This is a genomic window from Marinomonas vaga (genome assembly GCF_055388305.1).
In genome coordinates this window covers 2347160-2359794 of record NZ_AP043903.1, presented here as the reverse complement: position 1 = coordinate 2359794, position 12635 = coordinate 2347160, and the positions used below count along the sequence as shown (strand labels likewise).

Here is a 12635-nt window from a genome sequence, read left to right as displayed (position 1 = left end):
TCAACACTCTTCAGTGGTTATTCACCGATGTGCCAGCCATTTGTCATAGGGTAACGACGATCTCTACCAAAGCCTCGTTCCGTAATGCGCACACCCGTTGGCGCTTGACGTCGCTTGTATTCATTCAAGTCCACTAGACGTAACACACGGTACACAGTCTCACGATCAAACTGGTTACTCCCTAGAATAGCCTCTGCGCTCATATCCTGTTCGATATACATGCGTAAGATCTGATCCAGAACCTCATAACTAGGTAACGAATCCTCATCTACCTGATCAGGGGCTAACTCAGCACTTGGCGGACGGGTAATAACACGCTCAGGAATCACATAACCTAGGGTATTACGGTACCAACTCAAGCGGAAAACAAGGGTTTTAAACACATCTTTAAGTACCGAATAACCACCTACCATGTCGCCATATAAGGTGGCATAGCCAACAGCCATCTCACTCTTATTACCTGTGGTCAGTACCATGTAGCCTTTTTTATTAGAGATTGCCATCAAGGTCACACCACGAGTACGGGCTTGTAAGTTCTCTTCAGTGGTATCTCGACCATACCCTTCAAATTCAGGGGCAAGGGTGTTCATAAAAGCCGTCACCATAGGTTCAATAGGCAATACACTGTATTCAACCCCCAGCAATTTGGCTTCTTCTTCAGCATCCTCTAGGCTCATTGAGGAAGTGTAGGTATAAGGCATCATCACCGCTTGAACACGATCCGCACCAATCGCATCAACAGCCACAGCCAAAGACAAAGCCGAATCAATGCCACCACTTAACCCCAACACAATGCCTTTGAAACGGTTTTTCTCAATGTAGTCCCGTAGTCCTGTGACCATGGCTTGGTAAACGCTTGCCTCAACTTCCATCGCCGGAGAAATCTCTCCAGGCATAGGGGCCACCCGATGCTCACGATCTTCAGCCACAGTGAAATCCACCGTATATAGGCCTTTTTCGTACCAAGGGGCTTGGCGAACTTTAACGCCTTTAGCGTCCACCACAAATGAACCACCTTCGTAGACCAATTCATCTTGAGCGCCCATGTAGTTCACATAAACAATTGGCAAACCATTTTCACTGGCCCGTAGTTGTAGCAAACGCTCACGAACGCCCATTTTTTCAATATGGAATGGGGAGGCATTCAAGTTCAAGATCAACTCAGCACCCGCGTCTTTCGCTTGGGCAATAGGCTCTGGATGCCAAATATCTTCACAGATACTTAAGCCAACTTTGGCTCCCTTGATATCGACGATACAGGCGGTCTGACCTTCGTTGAAGTAGCGTTTGTCATCAAACACTTGGAAGTTAGGCAGCTTCTGCTTGGCGTATTCTCCTAGGATATCTCCTTGATAAAACACACCAGCACAGTTAAATAGCTCCCCATCTATGACTCTTGGGTAACCCACCACAACATAAATGTCATCTACCCGGCCTAAGATGTCACTAATTGCTGATTCAATTCGAGTGGCCAGACTGGGACGCAATAGGAGATCTTCCGGCGGGTAGCCAGTCAAAGTTAATTCAGGGAAAACGATCACATCTGCTTTTTGCTCGTCTCTTGCCTTTATAGACTGCTCAATCACAGATTCCGTATTGTTCTTGATATCGCCCACTAGCATGTCTAGTTGGGCCATGGCTACTCGTATGGTCATTTCGTTGCTATCTCGAAAGCTCTGTTAGATGATATGGGCTTTATTGTCGTGGAATTACATAACTAAGGTAAAGGGCATGATCGTACGTTTGTTATTTTTTGTGTTGGTTTTTGCTATTTGCTGGATAGTTTATCGCCAATTCACCAAAGCAATTGCGGGAAAGAATAAGACTCCCGCCAAAAAGAACAAGGACACTCAGGAAGAAGCCATGGTCAAATGTGCCCATTGCGGAACCTTTGTGCCAACCAGCCATGCCATTTATGACCAACACCAAACCCCTTTCTGCTGCATCGAACATAAACAAGAAGCTAGCCGTTAAATCACTGACAAATGGCTCCAACTGGTGCGTTGTTGCTGACGCCACCAACAACGAGCCGTCACCCTATCTAATGATGCACACCAACGCTCAACTGGCAATTTAGAGTGTTGGTGCGCTTGATAAAAGACGGTGGTTTGCCGATTAAGGTCCAATGATTGCCAAGAAGATTCATTCAAGGAACAAAAGTCTACGCAGGCACTCATGCTAGCCTGCCCCATTGAAAGCCTTGATTCAAGGGCTTGAAGAACTTCATGCCATTGACTGTTTCCCCCATCCAGCTGACGCTGTTTCAACCAAATAGATTCTCGAGTTAATGACTGACTTTGATGATGAAGTTGCCATGTGATTGCCGCAATAATCAGAAGCACTGGCAAGGACACCCAGCCACGCATCTGCCGTAATCTCACAAGACACCACCCATAGGTACAATGAGGCTTCCAACTGAGCGACAGGATTCATCGAAGCGCCAAGTGTCACCACGCAATGTTCGATGGGTCTGTTCTGAGCTTGGTTTCATTTGACACTCAGGCAGTTGAATCAGGTACTCAATCAAAAGCCCCATCATCTCTGATACCGGATAAATACCATAGCGGGTAACAATTTCATCCGATCGACCATCTTGGTCTCGATCTAATATTGGGTAAATACGCATAGCGTGCAAATTGGGGAAGAGCTCAATCCCATTGCCCCCTCGTTCAGGCTTGCGCCAAAGGGCATTTTGCTCAAGTTTTCCCTTTGCAAGATACCAATAAAAATCCGACAAAGTACCAACCAGCACAGTGTTATTTAACCCCTGCTGGTTCCCTTTAATTGACGCAACAAATGCCCCATCGGCCTGCGCTAAAACAGTTGCTTGCTGGCTTCCCGAACAAGCACTCACCTGCAGCCTTTGGCCAATGCTAATGCCATCACAAGGCAACCTAACTGAGAGCTTATCCCCTTCTAGCTGGCCATAAGCAGCACATGAGCCAACATCTGCCCCCCTAAGCCAATCTGACTGATGCTCGAAAGAGGATTCAGCAATCCCTTTTGGTCGATTAAAGCTACTACCAATTTCGATGGTGCGACCGTCATCAGAGCATCCAAACCTGCCTAATCTCTGCCATTGGGCATAAAATTGATCCTCTACGCCCCGCTGGAGTGCCATATTGGCTAATAGAGATTCCTGTGTTTTGCCACTATCAGACAAAACGCGAGTCAGAGGAATGAGAGTCCCAAAGACAACAGCTATCAAAGCGAGCCCCACTAGCACCTCCACCATGAGAAAGCCCCGCACTCTAGAAGGAGTCATTGGTAGAGACCATTTTGCAATATGCGTTTAAGCTCAGCCCCGCGGCAATACTGGCAGCTTGGGCCTAGGGCCGACTCTCCTTCCATGGGTAAATGGATATCGAACAGTAGATTAACTTGCTGCTGAAAACGCTCTCGTCGTTCCAGGTCGTGGCTTTGTTTTAGCGCAATTAAACGCTGATTCACGGTCGCTCGGCTGTCTTGGTAAACAGACATTACCACAGCCAAAATAGAAACCGATAACAACACCTCCAACATAACCCAACCTGAGCTTCGACGGGCACTCTTATAACCACTCATCGGCAAGCCTCCGAGTAGTACACATCAGGGTCCAAGTATGCTCGGCCGCTTTGACTCACCACAATTCTTAGGGCCGGATCCCCCTTGGAACACAGATAAAATGAGCCATTTTGATAGGCAGATAAGCCTGTTGGCAGAAATACAATGTATCTGCGGTAAACGGGGAAACCACGCCAAATAATCGTGACCGACGGGAGAAAGATACCACCTACATAAGCAGCGCTGGAGGAACGCTCAGGAGAAAGATAGACATAATTAGACCAGCCTCCATCGCATGATTCCCCACCACACAAATACACTGGGCGACCAGAGTGAATGGCTTGAGAACGGGCTCGATCAATGAGGCTAATCAAGGCCAAAGCTTGATCATGCAGCACTTCGCGTTGACGCCAAGACGCATAATAATCGTAAAGAGTTTTTGAAAGGCCGGACAATGCTAGAAGCGACAACACAGTCACCACCACCAGCACCTCCATAAGCGTAAAGCCCTGTTTGGAGCGTTGCATGACACATTCCTTATGTCTTACGACGCCCTAACATCCTGTCAGGGCGTTAACACCTACTAGGCTGGTTCAGAACTCATGGGTTCTGAAGACTCTGTATCTGAAACAGCCTCTGATTGGGAAGCGATCAAATCCGTGATTCGGGCGATCATCTCTCGTTGATATTGATACATTTCATCCATGCTATCAAGTTTAGAGGCCTGTTCTTCGCGCATGGCCATAATGGCATCCAATGCCGTCGTAGCCGCATCGCGAAAATCTTCAAAAATTTCAGCCGTCTTCTCAGCAAAGGATTCCAGAGCATCACGGTAGGCAACTAAAGGCTCTTGCACGGAACGCATGCCTGAGTTTTGACCGTATGCAGACACCGCTTGAGACGATTTAGCCGTCTGAGATGTACTCAGTGTCATCGAAAACGAAGCTAAAGTGGAAGCATCGAATCCCATATCAAAACTTTTCTGTATTGCACCGGCTACATCACCACTAAAAAACATGTCTGAAACAGAACCCGCTGAGGCCATCATTTCTTTAATGGCGGCTAATTCCGTTTCATTAAGATCTCCCTCTACGGAAAAATCAAATGCAAACTCTTGAGTCTGACTTTCATAGCGAACATAGTTCACGTCATCATCACTAACACTGATCGCTTGCCCAGAGCCATTAGACTGTAGTGCGTACAGGTTAAAGCTGACGATGTCCCCTTCTCGAGTCTTAATCTCAAACTGAGACGAATCTTCGCGGGTGTAGGATTGACTGCTGACTGCTGTCAATTGAGCAGCTTCGACTTGTGTATCACTGTCTAAAAACAGTTTTTCTAAGGCATCGAAACCGTCTGCAACCAGCGTCTCAGTCTCGCTAATACCTTGCTCCACTGGGTCATTTAGCCACCCTAGTGCTTTGAGTTTCTCGGTTGCATCCTCGACGCCCTTCTGTACAGCTGATTTGGCAGTCTCTAGTACCTCAGATAAACGTTCGGAGTCCGCACCATTCTCCTGTAGGTTCTCTAAATAATTACCTACGTGAGACAAGATGCGCTGGGCAACGTTTTCAGGGGAGTAGTCATTTTTAGCGGAGGTAGAATTTGAAGACTGGGTCGTCCCTGTTTCTGCATTAGCACTAAACGTATACTGAACCTGCGTTGTCACACTCTTCTGTAAAATACTCATGCTACGAGACACGCCCGTTGACGGGCTATAGCCGTCGCTACCCCATGACTTTACAGCCTTTTGACTCGCCTGACTGTCTGCCGCCCTTCCTTGCGACAGATAGGTCGACGCTAAATCGCCTAAACCTTTCAATGAATCCGACATATCCCCTCCGAGCGCTAAAACCCCAATTTTGTATACTTATCGACCAGCAGAGAAAAATCTTTAGCATATTTTTTAAACAAAAAGTATTTTTTCTATTCGCGCGGCAATTTGTCGTGGTTTTTGAAAGGGTAAAGAATGATCACACCCTGTCATCATGTGATGCTGCCAACGAGGGTGCTCCTGGGCTAAGGCATCATAATGTTCCCGAAGAAGCGGGTGACTTAACTCCCCTGAAAACAGTAGCACTTGATCCGCATGTTCAAGCAAGTCTTGTCGCAAGCTCGGTTCATTACACATACGCTCCACATAATGAGTCACCGCGTCCAGCGCATAACTGAAGCCAATGGGACGGTGTGCTAGCCGGCTTTGAGTGGTGGCCTCTGCCACCGGATGCTTACGTCGATTTGGCGACACCCCATCCATAAAATGAGCAATACCTTGCTCTACGTCCCCTGTTTCACGAATAGTGTTCGATGCAAGCTTGTAGCGCTGTCGCACATCAGCCAATGTTTGTAGCGAAGCCCTATCTAAACCGGCAGGTTCTAGCAAGGCCATGGTATGGGTATTGCCAGTCTTGGTGGTAAGTGAATGATTAAGGTGTAGCGCCACCAATCCGCCCAGAGAGTAACCAATCGTGTCGAAGGTCTGCCAATTAAGATGGGCAAGCAGCTTCTCAATGTCATCGGACAATTGCTCTACGGTGAGCTGGGCTTCCTGTTTTCCTTGATAAAACGATTCCCCCATACCATTTAGATCAGGCACTAAGAACCAACGCCATTGGGTCAAGTACTCTAACATTGGCCCCCAGGTTAACTCCCCCGCCACCCCTGCACCGTGAAGCATTAAACAACAGCGATCGGTTTTGCTGTTGGGGTTTTCAACCACTCGATAGGCCAACTCAACTTCATCAAGGTGTAAAATTTTTGTCTCAAACACTTTAATTCTTCCTACTTGATCCCACGTTTCAGGTTACTATGGGCACAAATCACTTTTTTGAATACGCAATAAACTCAGATGGTCACTATTATGGCAGAAGTTAGACGCATAAGTTTGCCTTATGTAACGTCTCTTGCAACGCTGTTCCCAAGGGTTAGCGATCTCCCCTACCCCATACTGTTGGACAGCAATCACGATCAATTTCCTGATACGCACTATGATATTTTAAGCGCTGCCCCTAGGGCACTACTCAGTGCAACCTCCGACGACTTCGAACTCACTTGGTATGCAGAGCCCTGTATGACGCTGGCTCCCACCAAAAACCCATTGACGCTTATCGAGCAGTTAGTGCAACAGATGAGCCAACAAACATGGTCAGCAGAGACTCCAACAGGCTTTAACGGTGGTCTTTTAGGTTATTACGGCTACGAAGCAGGCCGATATGTGGAGCATCTTCCCAGATCCGTGACCGAAGACGTGGGCATGCCGAAGATTTTATTAGGCCTGTACGGTTGGGCCATTGTCAGCGATCATCAAACCCAAACTACCACGTTAGTGATCACCCCTTGGTGCCATTTAAGTGAAACAGACCTGCTCGCGAGACTTGAAGGTGACCACACAAGCGCTCCACGGAATTTTGTATTAGAAGGCTCATTTCAAGCCAATATGAGCCCAGAAGGCTACGCTGAACGATTCAGCAAAGTACAAGCGTATATTCAAGCTGGAGATTGTTATCAGGTTAACTTAGCTCAACGTTTTAGCGCACCCTACCAAGGGGCCCCTTGGGATGCCTACTTGGCATTAAAAGCCACCTGCCCAACGCCTTTTTCAGGGTATTTTGAGCTCCCCGATGGACGGGCGGTGCTGTCTCATTCCCCTGAGCGTTTCATCCAGAGTCATGGTGGTCGAGTCGAATCCAAGCCAATCAAGGGGACGCGTCCTAGAGGGCAAACCCCAGAACAAGATCAAGCGTTGGCAGAAGAATTATTAGCATCCGAAAAAGATCGCGCAGAGAACCTTATGATTGTGGACTTGCTGCGCAATGACCTAGGACGCAACTGCGTTGTGGGTAGCGTAAAGGTTCCCAAGCTGTTTGCATTGGAAAGTTATGCCAATGTGCATCATATGGTGTCCACAGTAGAAGGGCGTGTCGCTGAACCAAGCGATGCCATTAAGGTCTTTCAAGAGAGTTTTCCAGGTGGCTCCATTACCGGTGCCCCTAAAGTACGCTCCATGGAGATCATTGATGAATTAGAGCCCCATGAGAGAAGTGTCTATTGCGGCTCAATCTTATACTTCAGCTGTAATGGTGAGATGGACTCTAGTATTACAATTCGCACCCTAGTTGCAGACGGTCAAAACCTGCATTGCTGGGCTGGTGGCGGATTGGTCGCGGACTCCGATGGGGATGCTGAGTATCAAGAAACCTTTACCAAGGTGGGCAATTTGACCCATACTCTAGAAACAGAATTCCTAAGGTAACGAACAGATGATTGATGTGGCTCATTTCTTAGAATCATCGCCAATCACCCCGACCATCGACGAGATACGGGCGGCTCTTGACGCCCAAGCGCCACAGCAAATCTACAATCCAGATCAGTTTATTGCCCCTGAAGCCTACATTCACGATTACCGCGCAGCGGCGGTGTTGATACCTATTTTTCCCTGCCCCGACTCGGGCGACCTAAAAGTTCTACTGACCCAACGCTCATTAAATATGCGCAACCATCCTGGACAAATTGCCTTCCCTGGAGGCAAGCATGACCCTGAAGATGCCAGCATTCAGTATACTGCTTTGCGAGAAACATTAGAGGAAGTCGGCTTGGCTCCGGATTGTTTCGAGTTGATTGGCGAACTGGGTGAGTACTGCTCTATTTCTGGATATTGCATCAAACCTGTGGTGGCTGAAATGACTCGCATGAGCGAACTAAGCTTAAGTGAGGCGGAAGTGGAATGCGTCCACTGGGTGCCATTAAACCACTTACTGAACCCACAAAACTTCCAATACATAGAGCGTAAAATCGGCAATATCACCCGTGGGTATTTCGAAGTGCGCTACCATGATTTACGTATCTGGGGCGTGACAGCAGGGATCATTTTTGGTCTTTATCAAGCGATTGAAAATCATTATCGCTCGTAGGGGCTTTGCATTATAAGTTTAGGCTGGATTTGTATTTTATCTCAGTAATGTAACTTGCTAAGGTACAGCCAACTTGGAATTACATCAGGATAGACAACATGTCCAACTTTGATTTAGACGCCTTCGTGGCAAGCCACAAAGCTGACGAAGCGCAGAAAATTATTCACAGCGCCCTAGCAGAATTCGACAACATCGCGATCTCATTCAGCGGTGCAGAAGATGTGGTATTGATCGATATGGCCGTCAAAGCCAAAAAAGACGTTCAGGTATTTTCCTTGGATACTGGTCGTTTGCACCCTGAAACTTACCGTTTCATCGATACCGTTCGCAAACACTACAACATTAAAATTGATGTAATGTCTCCCGACGCAGAGAAGCTCGAAGCTTTCACTAAAGAAAAAGGGTTCTTCAGTTTCTTTGAGGACGGTCATAAGGAATGTTGTGGCGTACGCAAAGTGGCTCCCCTGCGCAAAAAACTCAATACTCTTAATGCTTGGATCACAGGTCAACGTAAAGACCAAAGCCACGGCACACGTAATCAATTAGCATTTGCTGAAGTAGACTCAGCGTTCAGCAATGACGAGCGCACCTTATTCAAGTTTAACCCCTTGGCAAACTGGTCTTCAGAAGACGTTTGGAACTACATCAAGGTGTTTGAAGTGCCATTTAACGAGCTGCATCAAAAGGGCTTTATCAGCATCGGCTGCGAACCTTGTACGCGCCCAGTACTGCCGAACCAGCATGAACGGGAAGGTCGCTGGTGGTGGGAAGAGTCAGAACATAAAGAATGCGGCCTACACATCGGCAACCTCATTCCAACAAAACAAGCCTAAGCCTGCGTTACAAGCGCTTGTTACGGGTGCCTTAAGTGAATACTTAGGCACTCGTTTTAATGTCTACATCTGACGCAGCGAGATAGTTCTGCCATTTCGCCATAAAGTCTTCATAGCACTGATCCAAATCCAACACATGATTATAGAGCAAGCGCCCAGGCCCTGTGAGCTCCGTTGAGCGACCATGACGGATTAGCAAAATGGTGCCTAACCCTTTTTCAAGCTTCTGAATATGCTGGCTCACCGCCGGCTGAGTTAACCCCAACTGACGAGCAGTTTGAGTGAAGCTACCTGTTTCGACCAAAGTTTTAAATGTAATAAGATGTTGAGTATTAAGCATAATGTTTCCTTATAATAAAAAGCATTATGCCTACTCCAAATGCCCCAGGCATTGACCTACATCGTGTTTTAATGAAAGACTGCCCTTCTTACTAAAATTCTCAAGAAGAACATGATGAGCAACAGTGCCGATTTAGACATCTGGATGGAGCGCCGCTCTGGGCCACGCACCGAAAAAAGTAACGATCACCGCAACGTTTATCAAAGAGACCGAGCACGGATCATTCACAGCGCCGCATTTCGTCGCCTTCAATCTAAAACTCAAATTCTCGCCATTCGTCAAAACGACTACAGCCGAACGCGCTTAACCCACTCATTGGAAGTGGCGCAAATTGGCGGCGGTATTGTTTACCATCTGCAGTCTTCTCAGCCTGAAAACGCTTCATTTCAGAAATGGCTTGCCAGCGAATCCCTCATTGAAACCATATGTTTAAGCCATGACATTGGTCACCCTCCTTTCGGCCATGGGGGCGAAGTGGCATTGAATTTCATGATGATTGACCATGGGGGATTTGAAGGAAACGGCCAATCGTTACGCATCCTAGGTAAGCGCGGCTCCTATTCAGAAGAATTCGGCATGGACGTGTCCCGACGCACCATGCTGGGAGTGATTAAATACCCTGCTCTACATGAAGATGTGGTAGGTAAGTATCCGAACAAACCCACCAATTTACGCCTATTCAGGGCAAAGGACTGGCACCCACCTAAATGTATTTTCGCTGAAGAAGCGCCGTTACTTGATTGGATTTTGGCCCCCTTCAATGAGTCTGATCGCAGTCACCTGTTGAACGTATCGCGCCAAGAGAACAATCGCCACGGACGCACCCAACACGCAAGCTTCGATACTTCCATAATGGATCTGGCCGATGATATTGCCTATGGGGTTCATGACTTGGAGGACGCGATTGTGCTTGGCATGGTCACACGTGACATGTGGCAAGCTCATGTGGCACAAGCCTTAGCCGCCATTGACACGCCCTTTTTAAACGAGCACTTAACCCGTATAGAACAACAACTGTTCAGCAAACAAAGTCATTTGCGCAAAAAGGCCATTGGCGATCTGGTCAGTTGGTTTATCACCTCCTGTGAAGTCACTGAAGCGAATGAGTTCGATCACCCATTATTAAGATACCAAGCAGCCTTACCGGCACCACAGCGACACGCCCTTGATCTACTGAAAGACTTTGAAATGACCCACATTATTCAACGTCCCGAAGTACAGATGTTGGTGTATAAGGGTCAGCAAATGCTGTTAGAAATGTTTGAAGCCCTTGCCGCAGATCCGGCAAGATTACTTCCGAAAGAGCTCGCAAAAGAATGGCGTGCCATTGAAGCAGTCGGAGGAAATGGTCACCGGATTATCTGTGACTACATGGCATCCATGAGTGATGATTATGCTAGCCGCATGTATAAAACTTTGTTCGTACCAAGCTCAGGTTCTGTCTTTGAACCCATATAAGCCTCACGACAAAGATTTACCAAACACCATCAAATCGCCCAATATACCGCCACTGCGCGCGATGTTGGGCAGCATCCCCCATTGCTCATAGCCACAGGATTTAAAAAACTGTTGACTGCGTAGGTTGGCAGACAAGATGTAAGCCACTAGGGTATGAATGTCCATTTGTTGTGCATGATGTTCAACGAATTCAAGTAGCCCTGACGCCAGCCTCTGTCGTTGATACTCCGCTTGGATATAGATTCCTAACTCGACCGCCCCCGCAAACGATGGCAGCCCATAGAAAGACTCTAAGGCACACCAACCCATTACAGTATCCGCATACTCCAACACCCAAAACGGCCGCTCAGGGCTAGAGCTTTCAATCCAATCAATGACGCTATAAAGGGTGACCCCACCTTTGAAGTCCGTTTGCGCTTCCGATTCTAAGAAGATAGATAAGATAAAAGGTGCGTCCTCAAGCTCTGCTGGACGCACCCTCAATTGTTCTCCTAACACTGGGTTAGCCCTGTTCAAGCAGCCTTCTTAAGTCAATCAAGGCAGCATTCGCTCGTGAAATGTAAGAAGCCATAACCAAAGAATGGTTCGCCAAAATACCAAAGCCATCACCATTTAAAATAACGGGTGACCAGACAGAAGCTTGGGTAGCCTCTAACTCACGAATAATTTGACGCAAGCTTACCAAGGCATTTTTATCCTGCAATGTGAACACAAAGTCTACTTCGATGGCTTTCAAAATATGAATTAACGCCCAGCTGGCCCCACGGGCTTCATAAAACACGTTATCAATTTGCATCCATGAGGTTTGCACGTATTGGCGGGCCACACCTTCGGTAGACTGACGGGCGTTTTTATCCCCTGCTAAATCGGTATTTTCACGGACCTTTGCAACACTTGCGGACAAACGCTGGGACAGACTCCCCAAACGAGTAGACACATCGGACAAATATTCGGCAAGGCTGTCAGCGCGGGAATAGAACTGAGCATTATCAGTATTATTCGCCAAACGATCCAAATACTGCATTAGTTCAGCATTGCCTCGGCGGTACTCACTTTCACTGGAAGGTAACGCCCAGCTTTTGTTATCAAAGTTATACTGAGGCTCGGCAATTTTTAGATTTGGGTCTTCCGTAGATTGGGACTGAGAGCGACTAAATTCCTTCCGTAGCGCTCGGGCCATGTCCCGCACCTGCACTAACACCCCGAACTCCCAAGACGGCATGTTATCCATAAACAACCCTGGGGGCAGGATATCATTGCTAATAAACCCACCTGGTTTTTCTAACAAGGTATCCACCAACTGATAAACCGTACTCGTAGTGGTGTAACCCGTGACCAGTTTTTTACTGTTATTCAAGTACCCTTGCGCTTCAGCTCGTTCCTTCGCAGCCGACACCACATCAAACTGATCCGGTTCACTGCTCCAATACATACCTAACCCTGTGATCAACACGAATAGGAATGCAACGCCGATCAATACGCCTTTAAACAAGCCAGAACGATACTGACCTAGTTTTAAAACAGCGAGTTTATCGAGAATTTTCGCCATAT

The 12635-nt window shown here is 47.4% G+C and carries 15 protein-coding genes; 5 read left to right on the top strand and 10 right to left on the bottom strand.

From position 1 onward, the window contains the following. Positions 1 to 17: 17 nt before the first annotated feature. Positions 18 to 1655: an NAD+ synthase gene (locus ACZ5DR_RS11100; protein ID WP_377369315.1), complete on the bottom strand. Its 1638-nt coding sequence runs from the start codon at positions 1653 to 1655 to the stop codon at positions 18 to 20. A 76-nt stretch (positions 1656 to 1731) separates the two neighbouring features. On the opposite strand from ACZ5DR_RS11100, the gene ACZ5DR_RS11095 reads away from it, so the two are divergent. Next, complete coding sequence (locus ACZ5DR_RS11095) at positions 1732 to 1974, top strand: PP0621 family protein (RefSeq protein WP_377369313.1); 243 nt, start codon at positions 1732 to 1734, stop codon at positions 1972 to 1974. On the opposite strand, the gene ACZ5DR_RS11090 is transcribed toward ACZ5DR_RS11095, so the two are convergent. The 6 genes from ACZ5DR_RS11090 to ACZ5DR_RS11065 form a co-directional block, all read right to left on the bottom strand. Beyond that, complete coding sequence (locus tag ACZ5DR_RS11090) at positions 1971 to 2381, bottom strand: hypothetical protein (RefSeq protein ID WP_377369311.1); 411 nt, start codon at positions 2379 to 2381, stop codon at positions 1971 to 1973. The two genes, ACZ5DR_RS11095 and ACZ5DR_RS11090, sit on opposite strands and share 4 nt — an antisense overlap. Next, complete coding sequence (locus ACZ5DR_RS11085; protein WP_377369309.1) at positions 2378 to 3265, bottom strand: hypothetical protein; 888 nt, start codon at positions 3263 to 3265, stop codon at positions 2378 to 2380. Before ACZ5DR_RS11085 ends, ACZ5DR_RS11090 begins: the two co-directional genes overlap by 4 nt. Continuing rightward, positions 3262 to 3564 (bottom strand): hypothetical protein, encoded by a 303-nt coding sequence (locus ACZ5DR_RS11080; RefSeq protein WP_377369307.1) that lies wholly within the window; start codon positions 3562 to 3564, stop codon positions 3262 to 3264. The genes ACZ5DR_RS11085 and ACZ5DR_RS11080 overlap by 4 nt, the downstream gene beginning before the upstream one ends. Then, positions 3561 to 4070 carry a GspH/FimT family protein gene (locus ACZ5DR_RS11075; RefSeq protein WP_377369306.1) on the bottom strand — a complete coding sequence of 170 codons (510 nt, stop codon included), beginning with the start codon at positions 4068 to 4070 and terminating at the stop codon, positions 3561 to 3563. Before ACZ5DR_RS11075 ends, ACZ5DR_RS11080 begins: the two co-directional genes overlap by 4 nt. Before the next feature lie 56 nt (positions 4071 to 4126). Then, positions 4127 to 5377 (bottom strand): DUF5610 domain-containing protein, encoded by a 1251-nt coding sequence (locus ACZ5DR_RS11070; protein WP_377369304.1) that lies wholly within the window; start codon positions 5375 to 5377, stop codon positions 4127 to 4129. Between the two features lie 72 nt (positions 5378 to 5449). Continuing rightward, positions 5450 to 6313: an alpha/beta fold hydrolase gene (locus tag ACZ5DR_RS11065; protein ID WP_377369302.1), complete on the bottom strand. Its 864-nt coding sequence runs from the start codon at positions 6311 to 6313 to the stop codon at positions 5450 to 5452. Between the two features lie 90 nt (positions 6314 to 6403). Here ACZ5DR_RS11065 and pabB point away from each other — a divergent pair, with 90 nt between their 5' ends. The 3 genes from pabB (at position 6404) to ACZ5DR_RS11050 (ending at position 9286) form a co-directional block, all read left to right on the top strand. Continuing rightward, the gene (gene pabB / locus ACZ5DR_RS11060; RefSeq protein WP_377369300.1) at positions 6404 to 7795 is read left to right on the top strand and encodes an aminodeoxychorismate synthase component I; all 1392 of its coding nucleotides are present in this window, start codon (positions 6404 to 6406) and stop codon (positions 7793 to 7795) included. Positions 7796 to 7802: 7 nt separating this feature from the next. Beyond that, positions 7803 to 8453, top strand: coding sequence for a CoA pyrophosphatase (locus ACZ5DR_RS11055; protein WP_377369298.1), 651 nt, complete (start codon positions 7803 to 7805; stop codon positions 8451 to 8453). Positions 8454 to 8551: 98 nt separating this feature from the next. Beyond that, positions 8552 to 9286 (top strand): phosphoadenylyl-sulfate reductase, encoded by a 735-nt coding sequence (locus ACZ5DR_RS11050; RefSeq protein ID WP_377369296.1) that lies wholly within the window; start codon positions 8552 to 8554, stop codon positions 9284 to 9286. A gap of 43 nt (positions 9287 to 9329) precedes the next feature. Here ACZ5DR_RS11050 and ACZ5DR_RS11045 read toward each other — a convergent pair whose 3' ends face one another. Further along, positions 9330 to 9626 carry a LysR family transcriptional regulator gene (locus tag ACZ5DR_RS11045; protein ID WP_377369294.1) on the bottom strand — a complete coding sequence of 99 codons (297 nt, stop codon included), beginning with the start codon at positions 9624 to 9626 and terminating at the stop codon, positions 9330 to 9332. 111 nt (positions 9627 to 9737) lie between these two features. On the opposite strand from ACZ5DR_RS11045, the gene ACZ5DR_RS11040 reads away from it, so the two are divergent. Continuing rightward, entirely contained in the window at positions 9738 to 11084 is a 1347-nt protein-coding gene (locus ACZ5DR_RS11040) for an anti-phage deoxyguanosine triphosphatase (protein WP_464543546.1), read from the top strand. A gap of 3 nt (positions 11085 to 11087) precedes the next feature. On the opposite strand, the gene ACZ5DR_RS11035 is transcribed toward ACZ5DR_RS11040, so the two are convergent. Further along, positions 11088 to 11582 carry an N-acetyltransferase family protein gene (locus tag ACZ5DR_RS11035; RefSeq protein ID WP_464543544.1) on the bottom strand — a complete coding sequence of 165 codons (495 nt, stop codon included), beginning with the start codon at positions 11580 to 11582 and terminating at the stop codon, positions 11088 to 11090. Positions 11583 to 11586: 4 nt separating this feature from the next. After that, positions 11587 to 12633, bottom strand: a complete 1047-nt coding sequence (locus ACZ5DR_RS11030) for a DUF2333 family protein (protein ID WP_377369288.1) — start codon at positions 12631 to 12633, stop codon at positions 11587 to 11589. Positions 12634 to 12635 lie beyond the last annotated feature (2 nt).

Excerpts from the sequence above, each read along its gene's own strand:
- ACZ5DR_RS11100 (WP_377369315.1), bottom strand. The coding sequence starts at position 1,655 with ATGACCATACGAGTAGCCATGGCCCAACTAGACATGCTAGTGGGCGAT.
- ACZ5DR_RS11095 (WP_377369313.1), top strand. The coding sequence starts at position 1,732 with ATGATCGTACGTTTGTTATTTTTTGTGTTGGTTTTTGCTATTTGCTGG.
- ACZ5DR_RS11085 (WP_377369309.1), bottom strand. The coding sequence starts at position 3,265 with ATGACTCCTTCTAGAGTGCGGGGCTTTCTCATGGTGGAGGTGCTAGTG.
- ACZ5DR_RS11080 (WP_377369307.1), bottom strand. The coding sequence starts at position 3,564 with ATGAGTGGTTATAAGAGTGCCCGTCGAAGCTCAGGTTGGGTTATGTTG.
- ACZ5DR_RS11075 (WP_377369306.1), bottom strand. The coding sequence starts at position 4,070 with ATGCAACGCTCCAAACAGGGCTTTACGCTTATGGAGGTGCTGGTGGTG.
- ACZ5DR_RS11070 (WP_377369304.1), bottom strand. The coding sequence starts at position 5,377 with ATGTCGGATTCATTGAAAGGTTTAGGCGATTTAGCGTCGACCTATCTG.
- pabB (WP_377369300.1), top strand. The coding sequence starts at position 6,404 with ATGGCAGAAGTTAGACGCATAAGTTTGCCTTATGTAACGTCTCTTGCA.
- ACZ5DR_RS11055 (WP_377369298.1), top strand. The coding sequence starts at position 7,803 with ATGATTGATGTGGCTCATTTCTTAGAATCATCGCCAATCACCCCGACC.
- ACZ5DR_RS11050 (WP_377369296.1), top strand. The coding sequence starts at position 8,552 with ATGTCCAACTTTGATTTAGACGCCTTCGTGGCAAGCCACAAAGCTGAC.
- ACZ5DR_RS11045 (WP_377369294.1), bottom strand. The coding sequence starts at position 9,626 with ATGCTTAATACTCAACATCTTATTACATTTAAAACTTTGGTCGAAACA.
- ACZ5DR_RS11040 (WP_464543546.1), top strand. The coding sequence starts at position 9,738 with ATGATGAGCAACAGTGCCGATTTAGACATCTGGATGGAGCGCCGCTCT.
- ACZ5DR_RS11030 (WP_377369288.1), bottom strand. The coding sequence starts at position 12,633 with ATGGCGAAAATTCTCGATAAACTCGCTGTTTTAAAACTAGGTCAGTAT.